This window comes from Corynebacterium matruchotii (assembly GCF_011612265.2).
GTDB classification, from domain to species: domain Bacteria; phylum Actinomycetota; class Actinomycetes; order Mycobacteriales; family Mycobacteriaceae; genus Corynebacterium; species Corynebacterium matruchotii.
The window spans coordinates 1,456,580-1,474,821 of the sequence record NZ_CP050134.2 but is presented as its reverse complement, the minus strand read 5'-3'; the positions used below and the strand labels follow the sequence as shown (position 1 = coordinate 1,474,821).

The following is an 18,242-nucleotide window of genomic DNA, read 5'->3' as shown; positions in this document are numbered from 1 at the left end:
ATGTTTATTTTCAATAACTGGCGCTAAATGAAAACAGCGTGTAAGGTGAGATTCATGACCAAGCCGAACACCGAAAACCAGGCTGACACCACCAATGTGGGGGCGACCGCTGTTGCCGACCACGACCATCACGACCATGAGGCTCATCACGAGGAACACCAACACTCCCACGATGCCCACGATCATCACGACCACCAGCACGATCACGATCATGACCATAATCACAGTCATGTGCCCTCCTCCCTGCGAGCCCTATTAGGCGTCTTATTCTTCACCGCGGTTATTTTCTTCGCCGAACTCTTCGGCGGCTGGTACTCCGGCTCCCTCGCGCTCATCTCCGACGCCATGCACATGCTGTCCGACTCCACCGGGCTTGTTGTGGCTGCCGTCGCTATCCTCCTAGCCCGACGCACCGCCACGAAAACCGCCACCTACGGCTATAAACGATTCGAAGTGGTGGCCGCCCTCCTCAACGCCGTGAGCGTGTCCATTATCTCCGTTTGGATCGTGTTCGAAGCCATCGAACGCTTCCGCAACGGCGAAACCATCGACATCACCGTCATGCTTGTAGTCGGCGTGATCGGCCTCATCGCCAATATTTTCGGCGCCATCGTGCTCCACGGGCATTCCCACGAAAATATGAACGTTCGCGGCGCCTACCTGCATGTTCTCGTCGACTTGTTCGGGTCCGTTGCCGTTATCGTCGCCGCCCTCCTCATGCAATTCACCGGCATCCTATGGGCCGACACGGTAGCCTCCCTCATCATTGCGGCACTCATCCTGCCGCGCTCCGTGAAACTCGCGTGGGAATCGCTCCGGGTTCTCCTCGAACAAGTGCCAGTAGGCGTCGACACCGAGGGGATCGTCGAAAAGCTCGAAACCGTGGAAGGCGTATCAGCCGTCCATGACCTGCACGTGTGGTCACTCGACGGCAATAAATTGCTCGCAACCTGCCATGTGGTGATGGTGGACGAAAAACCCCGAGCCGACTGCGGGGTGCTCGATGATGTGCAACAAGCCTTCAAGGAATTAGGAATCGATCACACCACCGTCCAAATCGAAGGAACAAAACACCATAATCACGAAATAATTTGCCACACCTAGCACAAGTCATGCCGTAGTTGGGTGGAAGCGGCTAAACTCAAATTATGGGTTTTACCACGCCAAGCTACGATCTCATTGACCTTTTTGACCTCATCAACCGCGGAGAACTCCAACTCCCCGACTTCCAACGCGACTACCGGTGGAACGTCGACCGGATCCGCTCGCTACTTGTCACGGTGCTCCGCGGATACCCCATCGGCTCCTTCATGGCGCTCGACACGCATGATGTGCCCGTCTACTTCCGCCCCCGGCCGATCGAAACCGCCCCCGACATCGGGGTTTCCCCAGGTCTACTGCTCCTCGACGGGCAACAGCGCCTCACCACCCTCTACCAATGCATGCGGGGCGACGGCCTGGTGGAAAGCACGGACTTCCGTAAGAAGAAAGTACGCCGCCGTTTCTTCATCGACGTGAATAAAGCCGTCTCCGAAGACGTGCTGCCCGACGAGGCAGTGGTCTCCGTCGACGAAAACGGTCATGTGAAATCCCACTTCGCCCCAGATCTACCCGAGGGACTCGCCACCCGCGAAGCCGCACTCGCCGCCGGCTACATTCCCGTCTGCGACCTGCTTTTCGACGGCGGCACCGACCTGCTTTTTGATATTGCACAATCCGCCGACGCTGATGCCCGCGAACGCGCAAAAAACTTTTACACCCGTATCATTAAACCCCTCGTCGGCTACGCCGTCCCCGTGATCCAACTCTCCCGCAGCACCGACCATGCGGGCATTGGATCCATCTTCGCCCACGCCAACTCTGTTGGCCTGCAAATGGATGTGTTCGAACTCCTCACCGCGAAATTTGCCACCGAAGACCCCACCTTCCGGCTCCAGGATGATTGGGAAAAAACCGAAAAAATCCTCCGCGCCTACCCCGCGCTTGCCGAAATCGACCGTACCGATTTCCTCACCTCCGTCGCACTCTACGTCACGGCGAAAAAAGGGCACGCATCCGCATTCCGTGAATCCATCATCGAACTCACCCTCGACGAATACCGGCCCGCGGCCGACACCATGCGCCTGGCCTTCCACGAAGCCGCCAACTTCATGGCCCACCGATGCATCATCACCACCTCCCAAGTACCCTACTCCGCGCAGCTCGTCCCCCTCGCCGTCATAGTCGCCCTGCTCGCCGAACGGCCTGGCGTGCTCAGCCAACAACAGGCCTGGGACCGCATCCACCAATGGTTCTGGTGCGGCGTGTTCGGCGAACTCTACGGCTCCCCGGCGCTCACCATCCGTATCGGTAATGATGTTGACGAAGTCACCGCATGGGTCACCGACTTCGATGGGCGCAATAATGTTCCCACCCCCCGGTCCATCGTCCAAGCCCGATTCGTGGAATCCCGCCTACTCTCCGCCGGCCCGAACTCCGGCCTATATAAAGGCATCTACTCGCTCATCATGGGCCGCGGCGCAAAAGACTGGCGCACCACCATCGAATTCAACCACGAAACCTTCTCCGAGCTGGGAACTCACTTCCGGCCCATCTTCCCCCTCAGCTGGTGCAAAGCCAACGGCATTGACAGTATCCTGGCGAACTCCGTGCTCAACCGCACCCCAATGAGCCGCCGCACCCACGTCATGGTCGAGGAATCCTCCCCGGCCCGCTACCTGTACCGCGTCCAATCCAAGAGCCTCCTCAACGACGACGATTTCGACGCCGTGCTCGAAACCCACCTTGTTGACCCCAAACTGCTCTTCCAAGCCAACGCCCCGAAATTCTTCACCGACCGGCGCCACCGCCTGCTGAAAATGATCGAAGAAGCCATGGGCATGACGGCCATCCACGACGTGGACGAAACCGACCTACACGCAGGTGAAGAAGGGCCCGGCGCATTTGCCTAGCCGCCCCCACGCCCGCGCCTGTGCCGCAGCCACCCTCCTGGTTGCGGCACTCCCGGTCGCCGGCTGCCTCTCGACGCCGCACCCCACCCCCGCAACCTCGACCAGCACCCCCACCAGCACCGATGACACCAAGGCGGACACCGGCATCAACCCCGACCTTATTGCCGCCCGCAACACCAACCTCAACCGGCACGTTTCCCCCGACTTTCCCAACCACCCCATTGTTCTGCCCGACCGGGACCTCACCGGCGTGGACGCATCCCAACACTTCTTCACCACCTCGGAAACCCTCGTCGTCACCAGCAACGACCCCGCCAGCCAACTCCGGGCCGCCTCCATTGCGGTGATCAGCCACGCACCCATGCTCACCCTCACCACCACCAACCGGGCCGCCATACTCAACGAGATCGCCCGCCTGAAAACCCACACCATCCTCATCGTTGGCGACATACCTCACCTGCCAGCCCAACCCGGAATCGACTACATCACCGACCCTGAAACCCCAGACGCCCTGGGAAAACTCACCGCCCTACAGTTTGTTACCCGCGCCGTCACCAACCCACGGCATATTCCCCACGCCATCGCTGACCTGGACGGCGACACTGCCGTCGAACTCGTCCCCGCATGGGCCAACACCACCACAAGCACCACCAGCACCACCGCGGAAACTTCCACCAGCACTGCTGCTGCCCCCACAACCCGGCCCACACAAGCCCCCACCGACCTCAAAGCATTCCCCGCCCAATCGCGCCGAGACGCCGACACCGCCCCCATCGTCATCGCTACCGCCGCCTCCACCATAGCCGGCATCGCCACCGCCAAAGCCTTCGGCGCCACCATCCGAATACTCGACGACCCCGACCCCCGCTACAGCCTCACCACCATGAAACAAGTCGCCGGCCTGGCCGACCAGCCCCTCATCGCCCTCGGCGCCCAATTCGGTACCGCCAGCATCCTCGCCGACCGCATCCGCCGCGGTGAACGCACCCACCAATACCAGCCAGGACAATACCACCGCGGCACCGTATACCCCCACCGCATCATCGTCGCCCACCCCATCAACCTCACCACCGCCCGCCCCGACAACCCCGTCGACATCGACGGCGAATTCGAACACCTACACGAACGGGTCATGCGCTACATCACCCCAGACCCCGAAACCCAAGTAACCCCCGCCCTCATCCTCACCGTCGATGGTCTCCGCCCCGAACAACTCCAACTCTGGTTGACCGAGGCCACCCGAAACAACACCTATCTCATACTCCACGGTGACTTCCACCACCTCACAACCTTCGAAACCATACTCACCAACCCCAACGTCGGTATGGCCCCCACCGGTGACCACACCCAAGCCGCAACTTGGCTGGCCACCCTCACCCACGACCACAACCTCCCCCAGAAACTCCTTCTCACCTTAGATGCCACCACCGCCGAAAAAGCCCAAAACACCGCCACCCACCACGACGACCTCGCCCCCGTCGCCCTCATCGCCGCAGAAACCCCCGACGACTACCACAAAATAGCAACCCAGCTCCCATCCGGCGTCACCCCCGGAATCAGCATTTCCGCACACAACCCCCTCAACGCCTGGGACATGACCCAACTCACGCCCCGACCACTCATGATTAACCGCGGATAACCACCAAGCCCACAACCAGGACCAAAAACCACAAAACCCCAGCACAAACCCAAAAACCCACCCATGATAGCAGTAACCGCCACACGGGAAACCTGTCGAAGAACAGGTAAAAACCCGCCGGGTCGTTTACACTATGGGCAAGTCACACGCCACCCGGCGGAGACCAAACCCCAATGACAACCACCATTCCAAGGAAAATCCAGGAGATTTCAACGTGAGCCACAACGGCAAACTGGTAGTCCTCATCGCGGACAAACTCGCGCAATCCACCATCGACGCCCTAGGGGACCAGGTAGAAGTACGGTGGGTTGACGGCCCCAACCGGCCCGAACTCATCAACGCCGTCAAAGACGCCGACGCCCTCCTCGTCCGCTCCGCAACCACAGTCGACCGGGAAGTTCTCGAAGCCGCCCCCCACCTGAAAATTGTGGGCCGCGCCGGGGTGGGGTTGGATAATGTGGACATTGCCACCGCCACCGAACGCGGCGTCATGGTCGCCAACGCCCCCACCTCGAACATCCATTCGGCCTGTGAGCATGCGATTTCGCTGCTGCTCACCACCGCCCGTCAAATCCCCGCCGCGGACGCCACCCTGCGGCAACACACCTGGAAGCGGTCCGAATTCACCGGCGTGGAGATTTTCGGGAAAACCATCGGCATCGTGGGGTTCGGCCACATTGGGCAATTATTCGCCCAGCGGCTCGCAGCGTTCGAAACCACAATCATTGCGTACGACCCGTATGCGAATCGGGCCCGGGCCGCCCAACTCGGGGTGGAGCTGGTCGCTGACCTTAGCGAACTCATGTCCCGTGCGGACTTCGTTACGATTCACCTGCCGAAAACCCCGGAAACCGCCGGTATGTTCGACGCCGAACTGTTGGCGAAGGCCAAGAAGGGGCAGATCATTATCAACGCCGCCCGCGGTGGGCTCGTCAACGAGCAAGCCCTGGCCGACGCCATCCGGTCCGGCCACATTCGGGGCGCGGGTTTCGACGTGTTCACCACCGAGCCGTGTACGGACAGCCTCCTGTTTGACCTGCCGGAAGTCGTGGTCACCCCGCACCTGGGGGCCTCCACCGCAGAGGCGCAGGATCGGGCCGGCACCGACGTGGCGGCCAGCGTGCTCAAAGCCTTAGCTGGCGAGTTCGTGGCTGATGCTGTCAACGTGTCCGGCGGGCAGGTCAGCGAGGAAGTCGCCCTGTGGCTAGAGTTGGCCCGGAAGCTGGGGTTGGTGGTGGGGCGCATGCTCGCCAAAGCCCCCGTGCGCCTAGAGGTAGAGGCCCGGGGCGAGCTCTCCACCGAGGACGTGAATGTGCTGGGCCTGTCCGCGGTGCGGGGTCTGTTCTCCGGCATCGTCGACGAGCCCGTGACCTTCGTCAACGCGGACACCATCGCCGCCGACCGGGGCGTGACCATTGCCGTGACGACTGCACCCGAGTCCGTGTCCCACCGGTCCGTTTTGGATGTGACCGGTATCGCCGCCGACGGCACCCGGGTGAGCGTGGTGGGCGCGCTCACCGGCTTGGAGCGGGTGGAGAAAATCGTGCGTATCAACGGCCGCGGCATTGATCTACGCGCCTCCGGGCATAACCTGTTCTTTAACTATTCCGACGCCCCCGGCGCGCTGGGTATCGTCGGATCCGCCCTGGGGGATGCTGGCATTAACATTGTGGCGGCCGCCCTCACCCAGGAATCCGGTGGTGAGTTCGCCGTCCTGATCCTCCGCGTTGAGCGGGAAGTCCCCGACGAACTGCTGGAATCCATCGCCGAGTCCCTCCATGCCGAGTCGTTCCAACTCAACCTGAGCTAGCCGCACCATGCCTTACGACGCCCGATAGTGGGGGATTACCCACCGTCGGGCGTCGCTAAGCATAACCTAACTCTTTATTTTTTTCAGAATTAATCCTACGATGGGAGTAGAACCACCACAACAAAGAAGAATGCCCGGCGCTAGCTGCACAAAATAGCGTCTCCGCGGCAGGTGCCTGGCATCATGGACGCAGGGAGCAACCATGCCACAACCGCCAACAACCCCAGCACTAAGCCTCAACAACATCAACATTTCCATTGCGGGCAAGGAAATCTGTCACGATATTAACCTCACCATCAACCCCGGCGAATGCCACATCCTCATTGGGCCCAATGGATCCGGGAAATCCACCCTACTCTGCGCCATCATGGGCATCAAACCCTTCACCATCACCTCCGGCACCATCCTCCTCAACGGCGTCGACATCACCACCTATGGCATCACCGACCGGGCCCGCGCCGGCTTAGGACTCGCCTTCCAACGACCCATCGGCCTAGAAGGCGTCTCCGTCCGCCGCCTCGCCCACGCCCTCGGCGCCACCCACCGCCTCGAAACCGCCGCCCACCGCCTCGGCGTCGACTACCTCATCGACCGCGACGTCAACACCGGCTTCTCCGGGGGCGAACTCAAACGATGGGAAGTCGCCAAACTCGAACTCCAAGACCCCCAAGTCTGCCTCTTCGACGAACCAGAATCCGGCGTCGACCTGCAACAAGTCGGCGTGGTCTCCACCGCCATCAACCACCTCATGTCCACCCCCACCGCCAGCGGAAAACACCGCGCCGCCCTCGCCATCACCCACACTGGTTTCCTCCTCGACGGCGTCGACGCCACCGCCGGACACCTCATGGTCGACGGCCGCATCATCGAAACCGCCAACCCCCGCGACCTCTTCGAACGCATCCGCCGCACCGGATACGTACCTACCGCATAACCCACGACCCACATCCCCCCAAGGACACACCATGACCACCAACAACATTCCCGCCATCCACTCCGGCATCGGCCCAGCCACCGCCACTCCCGAACTCTTAACCACCATCGGCTGGGCGCCCGAAACCCAACGATCCGGCACTAGCATCCTCATCGACCACCACTTCGGCACCCTCACCTCCACCGACGGCGACGTCATCGTCACCACCCTCGCCGACGCCCTCGTCCGCTACCCCTGGGTCCAAACCCTCGTCTTCGACCTCATCACCCCGAAGAAGACGAAGTACTCCGCCGCGCCTTCGAATCCCAACGCGAACCCCTAGGCACCTTCACCTGGGTCAAAGACAACGCCCACGTCGAACTGCCCTCCCAAAGCTTCACCATCATGACCAAACCCCAAGAACGACAATTCGTTCACGACATCACCGTGATCGGGAAAAACGCCACCGTCGACTTCGTCTCCGGCGCCGCCGTCGCCCCCGAACTCACCCACGCCACCCACGTATCCGTCTCCGAAACCTACATCGGCGCCGGCGCCACCGTCCGCTCCATCGACGTCGACCGGTGGGGCGCCAACATGACCGTCCACTCCTACGACCGCACCAAAATCGACGAAAACGCCCGCGTCACCTCCGTCAGCGTCGCCGTATCCGGCCTTAAACAAAGCGTCAACAACTCCCACACCGAAGTAGCCGCCGGCGCCGCCATCACCGACCACACCATCCTCTTCGCCCCAACCGGCACCCGCCGCGATATGACCAACACCGTGTCGCTCACCGGCCCCGGCGCTCAAGCTGAACAAGTCGCCCGCATGGTCAGCGACGGGGGAGTGATCGTCAACCGCTCCACCCTGGAAGCCGCCGTCGCCGAAGTACGAGGCTTCCTCGAATGCGACGGCCTCATGCTCCAAGACACCGGGCAAATCGAATCCATCCCCGCACTCGACGCAAAAGTAGCCCGCGCCCAACTCTCCCACGAAGCATCCGTCGGCATGATCGACGACGACAAAATGGACTACCTCATGGCCACCGGCCTCGACGAAGACCGCGCCCGCGACCTCATCGTCCAAGGCTTCCTCAACCTAGACGACCAACAAGTCCCCGCCTCAGTACGCGCCACCGTCGACAACCTCGTGACCGCCGCCCGGGGTGCCGAAAAAATGTAACCCCACCACCAACAAAACATGTCCGGGGGTGTGACTACCGTAAAACGTGTGATCACCTCCCTGACCCCACTGCAACCCGCCACACCAATCGCAAACCCCACCACCCTGCACGCCCTCGAATTCCCGCTCCCACAAGGCGGGAGCCTGGTCTGCCTCACCCCAAAAGAATCCATCCCCGCCTACGAAAACCTCTACGAAAAATACGGCATCACCTGCACCACCAACACCACAGTGGGCTACTGCGGGGACGACGGCATCTACCGATTCCCCGAATACGCCGCCCGTAGTGACCCGGACAATGCCGACATCGCCTTCGCCATCGAACTCCGACTCAGGAAAGTCCGAAACCAAGCACCCAACAGCCGCAAAGCAGCATACCAAGCCCTCCGAACCATTGCGAAAGACGTGCCGCAAAGCATGCACCAAGTCTTTTGGGAAGAAGCCACCCGCATCCTCCTCACCACCCCCAAAAGCAAAACAGCCCACCAGAACGTCAAACACGCCTTCACCACCTCCCGCCGCCACGCCACCTGCACCGACATCGCCAAAACCACCGCCGTACTCGCAGAATTCGCCGCCCACCACGATATTGTGGACCCCAACATCATCACCGACCACATCAAAAACACCATCATCCCCGCCCGTGACGTCCCAGCCGGCCTCAACCTCCTCGTCGCCCCAGCAACCGGCGGCCTGCCCATCAACTCCGACGCCGTTATCCTCATGCGGCAACTCGGGCACCACGCAGCCCTCACCAGGGAAGAAGCAGACGCCCAACTCGTCGCCGCCCTCGCACACACGACAGACGGCTTCCGGTCGCTCCCCCGACGCTTCTTCACCACCATGGACGGCCAGGCGCTAAGCTGGGCCATCGCTGCCAACCCCCATGCACAACAACGCATCCTCGACCGACGCCCCCGCCATTTGGGCCTCAAACGATATCTTCGGCTCGTGCGGGACTCCGGCGCCTGGAACCTACTGGCAAAAACCCCTGGAAAACCGGCATATTTCTTCTGCCGCGAAATCTGCCGGACTGTGGTGCGGTTCGTCTGCGGCAGCGACTAACGCAACCCAAACCGTGTGCTTGAAGCCGCGATAAAGCGCGACTCGCCCTATACCCACCAATCGGGGTGATACACTAAAACCGTCCATTATGCGAGAAAGGAATTCCACAATATGAGACTGGCTGTGATTGGTGGCGACGGTATCGGCCCCGAAGTAACCGCCGAAGCACTGAAAGTACTCCGCGCCTGCCGCGACGACATCGACACCACCGACTACGACCTAGGCGCCCGCCGCTACCTCGCAACCGGCGAACTCCTCACCGACGACGACCTACGTTCCCTCAAAGAACACGACGCCATCCTCCTCGGGGCCATTGGCGCGCCGGGCGAGGTGCCGCCCGGGGTGTTAGAGCGCGGCTTGCTGCTCACCATGCGGTTCGCCCTCGACCATCACGTAAACCTGCGGCCGGCAAAGCTTTACCCCACCGCCACCTCGCCGCTGGCGAACCCCGGTGACATTGATTTCGTGGTGGTTCGGGAAGGCACCGAGGGCCTGTACTGCGGTAACGGCGGTTCCCTGCGGAAGAACACCCCCCATGAGGTGGCGTCCGAGGTCAGCCAGAACACCCGGTTTGGGGTGGAGCGGGTGGTGCGCGACGCCTTCGAACGCGCCCAACACCGCCGCAAGCACCTCACCCTGGTGCACAAGACCAACGTTTTAGTGCATGCCGGCGGCCTGTGGCAGCGCACTGTCGACGAGGTGGCTCAGGAATACCCGGATGTCACCGTGGACTATAACCATATTGATGCCGCCACCATCTATATGGTGACCGACCCGGCGCGGTATGACGTGATCGTGACCGATAACCTGTTTGGCGATATTCTCACGGACCTGGCCGGTGCGGTCACCGGTGGCATCGGGTTGGCCGCCTCCGGGAACATTGATGCCACCGGGGTGAACCCCTCCATGTTTGAGCCGGTTCATGGCTCGGCCCCGGACATTGCCGGGCAGGGGATTGCCGACCCCACGGCCGCGATCCTGTCTGCCGCAATGCTGCTGCGGCATTTGCGGGATGAGGAGAATGCGGCACGGATCGAGGCGGCCGTCGCGGCAGATGTGGCAGCCCGCGGCGACGAGCCGATTCGAACCGTGGCGGTGGGGGACCGGATTGCCGCCGCCGTGAAGTGCTAGCGAGGTTTCCTTGAGGTTGGGTGGGGTGTTTTTCCGCCGGCCCCACCAACTGGGGGTAATTTAGAGGTAGCCCAAAACAGACATAGTAGTATGACCGTTATGCGTTTTGGACGAATTGCTACACCTGATGGCATGTTTTTCTGCACCATAGATGGTGTGGGTGACGACGAAAAATACCGGGTCATTAGAGATACCCCCTTTACTACCCCCAATTACACCGGCCAGGAGTACACCAAGGACCAGGTGCGACTCTTGGCCCCGGTGTTGCCCAGCAAGATTGTGGCCATCGGTCGTAACTATGCCGACCACGTGGCTGAGGTCTTTCAAAAGTCCGCGGAGCACTTGCCGCCCACCCTGTTTATCAAGCCTCCCACGGCGGTAGTGGGTCCGGGCGCCGCCATTAAGATTCCCGACTTTGCCACCAAGGTGGAATTCGAAGGGGAACTCGCGTTGGTGATCGGGAAGCCATGTAAGAAGGTCAAGGCTGATGACTGGAAGTCCGTGGTGTTAGGTTTTACCATTATCAACGACGTGTCGTCCCGCGACCTGCAATTTGCCGACGGGCAGTGGGCTCGGGCGAAGGGTATTGACACCTTCGCCCCGCTTGGCCCGTGGATCGAAACCGATATTAACTCCATCGACGTGGACAACCTGCCGATCAAGGCCCACCTCACCCACGATGGTGTGACCGAAACCAAGCAGGATTCCAATTCCAGCCAGATGATTATGAACCTGGGGGAGATCATCGAAATGATCACCGAATCCATGACCCTTTTGCCGGGCGATGTTATCTGCACCGGGTCGCCGGCGGGAACCGCCGCCATGTTCCCGGGAGATTTCATCGAGATCGAAATCCCCGGCATCGGTAAGCTGGGCAATCCCGTCAAACGCGCCTAACCGGCAAATTCGAACGCGGTATCGACACCAATCGGTGTGTTCCCCTTAAAAAAGGGGGAGCGGCCGGTTGGTGTTATTTTTGTTCACCCGCGGGGCGAAGGCATAGGAATTGGTGCGTAGCCAGGCCTATGGGTAAAAGCATGAGCCACAGATTGACCAGCCACCATGAGATGCCCCACTCGGCCGGCTGTTGGGCGAAGAAGCTAATGGCCATGAGCCCGGCCGCGTGCGTAAACGCCAGGGCGGTGATCTGGAGTGGTTGGCTCAACTGGTGGCGTTGTGGGGTGAAAGACCAGGCCAACCCCAGAATGATCGCCGCGAGATCCAGGGGAACAAACGACCAATTCCAGGTGTGAAGCGTAGCGTCGTGAGCCCCCACGGTGATGACCCCGATGAGTGAGAGCGTCCAATAGCCTAAAAGGCCCAGGTCGGTGCCGACAAGTAATGCTTTGCGAATACACATGCCACTACTATACCGGCCGTCCGGTATAGTGGGGGTGTGAGTGAGAAACCCGACACCCCAACCGATACCCGCGCCCGCATCCTCGATGCCGCCGGCCGTATCCTTGTCCGCGACGGCAGCGATGGCTTCACCATTGCCGCCGTAGCCAAGGAGGCCGGCGTGAGCAAGGGCGGCCTGTTTTACCATTTCGAATCCAAAGACCAGCTCATCGCCGGCCTCATCCAGCACTATGTTTCCGGCTTCGACCAGCTCATCGCCCAGGCCAGCGACGAACCCGGCGCTGCCACCCGCGCCTACCTGCGTTCCGCCGCCCAACCGGCACCCCGGCCGGTGCTCGCCCTCCTGGCGGCGGCAATCAGCAACCCGGCGGCGCTAGAAAGCCTGAACCAGCGCTATACCACGTGGCAGCGCCGGCTCGACCACGATGGCATTCCCCCGCACGTCGCCACCCTTGTCCGCTGCGCCATAGACGGCCTGTGGTTGGCGGAAACCTTCGACCTGGCCGCCCCGAACCCCGCCACCCGTAGCCGCATGCTCGCTGAACTGGAAAAGCTCATCGACTAGCGGCCGCGATGCCGCAAGGTTCGGCGTCGTCAAGCATGCAATTATTGCCAGCGAACGTTTTCCAAATCCACGCCGTGTGCTTGGGCGTTGGCCTCAATAATGTCACGCAGCCACACTGCCAGGCCGTCGGCGAACCCGTCGTAGTACTGCTTGAACCGGGGGTCAGCAACATAGTTGCGGGCCAAAATCACGTGCTTGGAGTGGGTCACCGGGAACCAATCCAGCGACTCCCGGGCCATCTCCGCCAGCTCATTGGCCTCTGCGGAACCTGGCTTCACGCCCCGCCGCATTGCGTCAGCCAGCGTTTCCTGCACGTGGGATGTTTTCTCCCGCATTGCTGCCCAATCGGCCTCCGACATGGACTTTTGCTTTTCCATGGCTTGTGCCCACTCTTCGGTGTGGCCGTATTTTTCCTCTGCTTCGGCCTCCAACTCGGGGCGGTAAAACTCGCCCATGATTTCTTTCCGCCGAGCCTCGGGAACTTCATGAGTGCTCATTGCTTCCTCCAAAAGCGTATCCAGGGCATTCAGCATGCCCGAAATGTGATCTTGTTGCTGCAGGAGAAGCCGCCGCTGCGTCCGCAACTGCGTAACCACATCGGCGTTATCGCCCGATGGATCATCCAAGAGCTCCCGGATGGCCTGCAACTTCAACCCCACCGCCCGATATGTCAACACATCATGGATGCGCTGCATGTCGGACTCCGTGTACTGGCGGAAATCCTGCCAATCCCGATAGCTAGGAACCACCAACCCAATCTGATCCCAGTAACGCAACGTGCGCACTGTCAACCCAAATTGGGCGGCAACATCACCTATTGTGTAGGTTTCTTCTTCCTGCATGACTCCAACCCTAAAACCCTGACGCGACGTCACCACCAAACAGCGCTGGTGACACACTGACATTAGCTTATCGACGCACTATAGTGGCACACCATGACTAACCAAACCCACGACATGTACCACGACCATGATGGACTCCACTGGAGCGGCAACCCCAACCAGGCCCTCATCGCGGAAATCGCGCTTATCCCCACCCCGGAATACTCCGCCACCGCCCTCGACATTGGTGCGGGCGAAGGCGCTGACGCCATGTATCTTGCCACCCACGGCTATACCGTGACCGCCCTCGAACCCTCCGAAATCGCCAGCAGCCGCATCACGTGTGCCCTCACCACCGAGGAACTGCGACGCCACGTCACCGTCCGCACCGAACCGTTCGAAACCGCGCACCTTGAAGAATACGACCTGGTCACAGCGTTCTACACCCCGCTGCGGAACACCGAAGAAACCCTCACCAAACTCCTCGGCAGCATCAAACCCGGCGGCCACCTCATCATCGTGCACCACGACGACATCACCCACATGGCCCAGCGCGAAAACGCCAACGTTACCGACTTCCTCACACCCGATCGGCTGCACCAGATCATCACCAGCCGTTACCTGGACGACTACGAGGTTCTCACTCACGGCGAATTCACCCGCCACGTCACCGGTGGCATGGGTGCCGGCCATACCATCGACCGGGTCCTCCACATCATCCGACGCCCATAACAACAGCCGTTGAACCGCAGGAACCCAGCACCCGGATGGGGTGCCACCTGCCGGTTTCCCACGGCCATCAACCGGCTATAGCCCCAGCCCACCCATCCACTACACTAAGAAACCATGTCCGAAGTACGCGTTCGCTTTTGCCCCTCACCCACCGGAACCCCCCATGTGGGGATGGTGCGCACCGCCCTCTTCAACTGGGCCTACGCCCGCCACACCGGAGGGAAACTCATCTTCCGCATCGAAGACACCGACGCCGCCCGCGACTCCGAAGAATCCTACCAAGCCATCGTCGACTCTCTCACCTGGCTCGGCATGGACTGGGACGAGGGTGTGGAGAAAGGCGGCCCGCACGCCCCCTACCGGCAATCGCAGCGCATGGACATCTACACCGACGTGCTGGAAAAACTCAAACAAGGCGGATTCGTCTACCCCGCATACTCCACCGCCGAGGAAGTCGAGGCCCGGCACAAAGCCGCCGGCCGCGACCCCAAACTCGGCTACGACAATTACGACCGTGACCTCACCGAGGCGCAAATAACCGCATTCGAAGCCGAGGGCCGCAAACCCGTGTGGCGGCTCCGCATGCCCGACACCGACTGGGCCTGGACCGACCTGGTTCGTGGCGACATCGAATTCAAGGCCGGCAGCCAACCCGACTTCGTGGTTGCCCGCTCCAACGGCGCCCCCCTCTACACCCTGGTCAACCCGGTTGACGACGCCATCATGGGCGTCACTCACGTCCTGCGTGGTGAAGACCTGCTGCCCTCCACCCCCCGCCAGCTCGCCCTCTACGAGGCGCTCAAAGCCATCGGCGTCGCCCACCACACCCCCCAATTCGGCCACCTGCCGTTCGTCATGGGGGAGGGGAACAAAAAACTCTCCAAACGCGACCCCCAATCCGACCTGTTCCACCACCGGAGCGCCGGGATCATCCCCGAGGGAATGCTGAACTACCTGGCCCTCCTGGGCTGGTCACTCTCGCACGAACGAGACATTTTCAGCATGGCGGAACTCATCGAAAACTTCGACGTCACCGACGTGCTGGCCAACCCGGCGCGCTTCGACCAGAAAAAACTCGAAGCCATCAACGCCGACCACATCCGCCAACTCCCACTCGACGACTTCACCCGCCGGCTCCGCGACTACCTGGCCGAATACTACGATTTCCCCGCCGACTACCCAGAGCAGAAATTCGCCCTCCTGGCCGAATTGGTGCAAACCCGGATCAAAACCCTGTCGGATGCGTGGGGGCTGGTGAAATTCCTCGTTACCGCGGATGAGGACCTCACGCTCGACGAAAAATCGGCGAAGAAAAACCTGAAGGAAACCGCCATACAGCCGCTCGACGCCGGCATCGCCGCCCTGGAGCTTGTCGACGACTGGAACACTGCCGCCATCGAATCGGCCCTTTCTACCGCCCTCATCGAGGATCTGGGTCTCAAACCCCGGGTCGCCTACGGCGCCCTGCGGGTGGGCATTTCCGGGCAGGCCGTGTCCCCACCACTGTTCGAATCCATGGAACTGTTGGGGAAGGAATCCACCCTGGCCCGGCTGCGGGCCGCCCGGGCTGTCACCCCCTTCGTGCCGGATACTTCCTCCGGCTCATAACCATAAAAACCAATGGCCCGGGCCTAGAAGAGCATTGTGCTCCTCCAGACCTGGGGCCACAAGAATTTGCGGATAGCCGGTTTGGTTTAGTGGCGGACCGGTTGCGGCTCCGCGTTAACTTCGACATCGGCTGGGGCGTCGGCTGCCGCGGCCTCGGTGCGCTGCACCTTCAACCACACGAAGAACCCCCACAGCACAAAGGCCCCATACACCAGGTACAACACGGCCGACGGGTAATAGCCGGCGGTGAGTAGCAGCGGAACACCCACAATGTCCACACCAATCCACACCAGCCAAAACTCCGTCCAGCCGCGGGCCATACCGTAGGTGGCGAGCATGGAACCGGTGAAGATCCAGGCGTCGGCAAGCGGACCCCACGAACCCAGCTGCGTGAAGATCCACGCACACACAAGTGTGGAAATAACGGCGAACGCCACCATGCTCACCCGCTCCCGGGTCGACGCCCAGTGCGGCTGCACCGCCTTCACGTCCTCGGCGGGCTCGGACACAATTGACCGCGACGGGTCGGTTTCGTGTGACTCACGCAGACCAGCTTTGCGGGCCTGCGACCAATTCCACCAACCGTAGAAGCTCACGATCATAAACATGACCTGCCGGCCGGCCTGCCCGTAAAGATCCAAATTCTGGGGGGTGTGGAAAACCCCGCCCAAAAACACCGTGAACAGTAGGGCATTGCCAACAATACCGATGGGCCACGCCCACACCATGCGCCGCATGCCGCCGAACGCGGAAGCAAGCCCGAATGCATTACCAATGATTTCCCGCCACAGAATCGACGCCCCGCCAATCGTCAGTGTGGCATTGAGTAGTTGAGTGAGAAGATCCACTTATGGTTACTCCTTAAAAATAAAGGAACGAACAAGAGTAAATCCTCAAGGCAATATGTAGTGATGTAGCCAGAAAACCAAAAATTTTCGGCCCATTCTCTTCCATCCAGACTGTCACTGTCGGCTGTGGGATCACACCACAATCAGCTTGACCTTCTTGGAGAAAACCCCAAGAAGCGCTCGCGGGCTCGCCCCCAAAAGGGGGATCACCGCCGGTGGGGACTTTCACCCCGCCCTGAGAACGTATCCCTTAGTGTAGGACAAACTGGGGGGAAATGGAAGCCGAATTAACCAGCAAGTTTCGATAAGTGAACCACGAAAATTTGCCAAAGATTAACCCATAAATGGTGGTGAGGATTGTAACAACGAGGTATGGAAGGCGGATATATTCTATAGTCATTCTTATCACCAGTGGTGTTAAGATGAGATGGCTTCGATGCGGTCACCCGGCCCTATCGACACCCTACTAGCTATGGATTAGTTTATAACAATTGATTTTTAGGCTTGAAAACGTGTTACCTCAATCGGTTAAAAAGATTTTTAGCACCTCAGGTGCCGTGGCGCTCCTCACCGCCAGCAGCTTAGGCATTTCCAACGCGGAATCCGCCGAAACGCTGCGGCAATTCTTCGAGCGCACCGCCACCCCACAGGTCACTACTGTTGCGGACAGTAACGCTGCGGCGGACGCCTCGGCGCAGCCGTCGAAACCGGCGGAACCCACCATTGAGGACGATCACGGATCGAATCCCAACCCCCCGGTAGCGTCCGGTGATACCCAAAGCATCACGCTCACCACCAAGGATGGGACCCAGCGCCGCTACATCATGCATGTGGGCGCCAACTATAACCCCGACAAACCCAACCCCATTCCGGTGCTCTTTAGCTTCCACGGGTGGGACCAGTCGGTGGACTCCTTTATGGAATCCTCCGCCTACCAAAACACCCGCGCCTGGAATGACGCTATTGTCATCTACCCGGAAGCGCTCGACGGGGCCTGGGAGGCGGCACCATACGCCACAGGTAGGCCAGGCAAGGACCTCGCCTTCGTGGAAGACATCATCGCCGATGTTGACAACAACTACCTCATCGACCGGCACCGCGTCTACGCCAGCGGGTTCTCCAACGGCGGTGGCATGGCGGCCGTTGTTGGCTGCCACCTGCCGGACAAGTTTGCCGCCTTCGCCTCCGTGTCAGGCGCCTACTACCAGCAGGTCAATGTGGGCTGCTCCGAGCGGCCCATCCCCGCCATGATCGTGCACAATGTCGACGACCCCGTGGTCCACTACAAGGGCGGGCCCCGAAACGGTGGCCAACTCATCCCCGTCTACGAGGTCGCCTACCAGTACGCACACCGCAACCATTGCGACCTGCTGCCCCCCACCAGCAGCGACATCACCAACGGCACCCGCCTGACCTTCAATAACTGTGAGGAACCCACCCAGCACATTAGGGTCAATGTTGGCGGCCACACCTGGCCCCGCAACCCCGACATTGCATTCGAAGCCTGGCAGTTCCTCTCCAGCCAAGCCCGCTAGCCGTAACCGCTTATCGACGCCTATCGACGCTTGTCGACGCGCGGCGCCGCCCCACAGTGGGGGCGGCCCAGGGTGGCCAT

At 60.9% G+C, this 18,242-nt stretch carries 17 protein-coding genes and 1 riboswitch; of the genes, 14 read left to right on the top strand and 3 right to left on the bottom strand.

Annotated elements, in window-relative coordinates:
- The first annotated feature begins 54 nt into the window (after window positions 1-54).
- The 10 genes from HBA49_RS06695 (at window position 55) to HBA49_RS06655 (ending at window position 11,591) form a co-directional block, all read left to right on the top strand.
- Window positions 55-1,104 carry a cation diffusion facilitator family transporter gene (locus HBA49_RS06695; RefSeq protein ID WP_005527159.1) on the top strand — a complete coding sequence of 350 codons (1,050 nt, stop codon included), beginning with the start codon at window positions 55-57 and terminating at the stop codon, window positions 1,102-1,104.
- Between the two features lie 44 nt (window positions 1,105-1,148).
- Window positions 1,149-2,951, top strand: coding sequence for a GmrSD restriction endonuclease domain-containing protein (locus HBA49_RS06690; protein ID WP_005526986.1), 1,803 nt, complete (start codon window positions 1,149-1,151; stop codon window positions 2,949-2,951).
- Window positions 2,944-4,590 (top strand): hypothetical protein, encoded by a 1,647-nt coding sequence (locus HBA49_RS06685; RefSeq protein ID WP_005527420.1) that lies wholly within the window; start codon window positions 2,944-2,946, stop codon window positions 4,588-4,590. The genes HBA49_RS06690 and HBA49_RS06685 overlap by 8 nt, the downstream gene beginning before the upstream one ends.
- Window positions 4,591-4,804: 214 nt before the next feature.
- Window positions 4,805-6,400 carry a phosphoglycerate dehydrogenase gene (gene serA, locus HBA49_RS06680; protein ID WP_005527270.1) on the top strand — a complete coding sequence of 532 codons (1,596 nt, stop codon included), beginning with the start codon at window positions 4,805-4,807 and terminating at the stop codon, window positions 6,398-6,400.
- A 202-nt stretch (window positions 6,401-6,602) separates the two neighbouring features.
- Window positions 6,603-7,334: an ABC transporter ATP-binding protein gene (locus HBA49_RS06675; RefSeq protein ID WP_005527325.1), complete on the top strand. Its 732-nt coding sequence runs from the start codon at window positions 6,603-6,605 to the stop codon at window positions 7,332-7,334.
- A 31-nt stretch (window positions 7,335-7,365) separates the two neighbouring features.
- A complete protein-coding gene (locus HBA49_RS12980) occupies window positions 7,366-7,656 on the top strand; it encodes a hypothetical protein (RefSeq protein ID WP_225866129.1) in 291 nt (96 codons plus the stop codon).
- Between the two features lie 62 nt (window positions 7,657-7,718).
- Window positions 7,719-8,498: a SufB/SufD family protein gene (locus HBA49_RS06670; protein ID WP_005527504.1), complete on the top strand. Its 780-nt coding sequence runs from the start codon at window positions 7,719-7,721 to the stop codon at window positions 8,496-8,498.
- Window positions 8,499-8,546: 48 nt separating this feature from the next.
- Entirely contained in the window at window positions 8,547-9,563 is a 1,017-nt protein-coding gene (locus HBA49_RS06665) for a hypothetical protein (protein ID WP_005527359.1), read from the top strand.
- A gap of 111 nt (window positions 9,564-9,674) precedes the next feature.
- On the top strand, window positions 9,675-10,694 hold the full coding sequence (locus HBA49_RS06660) for a 3-isopropylmalate dehydrogenase (protein ID WP_005527257.1): 1,020 nt from the start codon (window positions 9,675-9,677) through the stop codon (window positions 10,692-10,694).
- Window positions 10,695-10,793: 99 nt separating this feature from the next.
- Window positions 10,794-11,591 (top strand): fumarylacetoacetate hydrolase family protein, encoded by a 798-nt coding sequence (locus HBA49_RS06655; RefSeq protein ID WP_040432315.1) that lies wholly within the window; start codon window positions 10,794-10,796, stop codon window positions 11,589-11,591.
- Window positions 11,592-11,664: 73 nt separating this feature from the next.
- On the opposite strand, the gene HBA49_RS06650 is transcribed toward HBA49_RS06655, so the two are convergent.
- Entirely contained in the window at window positions 11,665-12,054 is a 390-nt protein-coding gene (locus tag HBA49_RS06650; protein ID WP_005527021.1) for a DUF5360 family protein, read from the bottom strand.
- A 36-nt stretch (window positions 12,055-12,090) separates the two neighbouring features.
- Between HBA49_RS06650 and HBA49_RS06645 the strand changes: the two genes are divergently transcribed.
- Window positions 12,091-12,618 (top strand): TetR/AcrR family transcriptional regulator, encoded by a 528-nt coding sequence (locus HBA49_RS06645; RefSeq protein WP_005527492.1) that lies wholly within the window; start codon window positions 12,091-12,093, stop codon window positions 12,616-12,618.
- A 41-nt stretch (window positions 12,619-12,659) separates the two neighbouring features.
- Here HBA49_RS06645 and HBA49_RS06640 read toward each other — a convergent pair whose 3' ends face one another.
- Entirely contained in the window at window positions 12,660-13,460 is an 801-nt protein-coding gene (locus tag HBA49_RS06640) for a MerR family transcriptional regulator (protein ID WP_005523039.1), read from the bottom strand.
- Between the two features lie 93 nt (window positions 13,461-13,553).
- Here HBA49_RS06640 and HBA49_RS06635 point away from each other — a divergent pair, with 93 nt between their 5' ends.
- On the top strand, window positions 13,554-14,171 hold the full coding sequence (locus tag HBA49_RS06635; RefSeq protein ID WP_005523038.1) for a class I SAM-dependent methyltransferase: 618 nt from the start codon (window positions 13,554-13,556) through the stop codon (window positions 14,169-14,171).
- Between the two features lie 114 nt (window positions 14,172-14,285).
- The gene (gene gltX, locus HBA49_RS06630) at window positions 14,286-15,779 is read left to right on the top strand and encodes a glutamate--tRNA ligase (protein WP_005527131.1); all 1,494 of its coding nucleotides are present in this window, start codon (window positions 14,286-14,288) and stop codon (window positions 15,777-15,779) included.
- 86 nt (window positions 15,780-15,865) lie between these two features.
- Here gltX and HBA49_RS06625 read toward each other — a convergent pair whose 3' ends face one another.
- Window positions 15,866-16,627, bottom strand: a complete 762-nt coding sequence (locus HBA49_RS06625; RefSeq protein WP_005527379.1) for a nicotinamide mononucleotide transporter family protein — start codon at window positions 16,625-16,627, stop codon at window positions 15,866-15,868.
- A 90-nt stretch (window positions 16,628-16,717) separates the two neighbouring features.
- Window positions 16,718-16,874: riboswitch (FMN riboswitch) on the bottom strand.
- A gap of 265 nt (window positions 16,875-17,139) precedes the next feature.
- Between HBA49_RS06625 and HBA49_RS06620 the strand changes: the two genes are divergently transcribed.
- The gene (locus HBA49_RS06620) at window positions 17,140-18,162 is read left to right on the top strand and encodes a CE1 family esterase (protein WP_005527514.1); all 1,023 of its coding nucleotides are present in this window, start codon (window positions 17,140-17,142) and stop codon (window positions 18,160-18,162) included.
- Window positions 18,163-18,242 lie beyond the last annotated feature (80 nt).

Bases quoted from the DNA above. Each gene is read 5' to 3' on its own strand.
- HBA49_RS06695 (WP_005527159.1), top strand. From the start codon at position 55: ATGACCAAGCCGAACACCGAAAACCAGGCTGACACCACCAATGTGGGG.
- HBA49_RS06690 (WP_005526986.1), top strand. From the start codon at position 1,149: ATGGGTTTTACCACGCCAAGCTACGATCTCATTGACCTTTTTGACCTC.
- HBA49_RS06675 (WP_005527325.1), top strand. From the start codon at position 6,603: ATGCCACAACCGCCAACAACCCCAGCACTAAGCCTCAACAACATCAAC.
- HBA49_RS12980 (WP_225866129.1), top strand. From the start codon at position 7,366: ATGACCACCAACAACATTCCCGCCATCCACTCCGGCATCGGCCCAGCC.
- HBA49_RS06670 (WP_005527504.1), top strand. From the start codon at position 7,719: ATGACCAAACCCCAAGAACGACAATTCGTTCACGACATCACCGTGATC.
- HBA49_RS06660 (WP_005527257.1), top strand. From the start codon at position 9,675: ATGAGACTGGCTGTGATTGGTGGCGACGGTATCGGCCCCGAAGTAACC.
- HBA49_RS06655 (WP_040432315.1), top strand. From the start codon at position 10,794: ATGCGTTTTGGACGAATTGCTACACCTGATGGCATGTTTTTCTGCACC.
- HBA49_RS06650 (WP_005527021.1), bottom strand. From the start codon at position 12,054: ATGTGTATTCGCAAAGCATTACTTGTCGGCACCGACCTGGGCCTTTTA.
- HBA49_RS06640 (WP_005523039.1), bottom strand. From the start codon at position 13,460: ATGCAGGAAGAAGAAACCTACACAATAGGTGATGTTGCCGCCCAATTT.
- HBA49_RS06635 (WP_005523038.1), top strand. From the start codon at position 13,554: ATGACTAACCAAACCCACGACATGTACCACGACCATGATGGACTCCAC.
- gltX (WP_005527131.1), top strand. From the start codon at position 14,286: ATGTCCGAAGTACGCGTTCGCTTTTGCCCCTCACCCACCGGAACCCCC.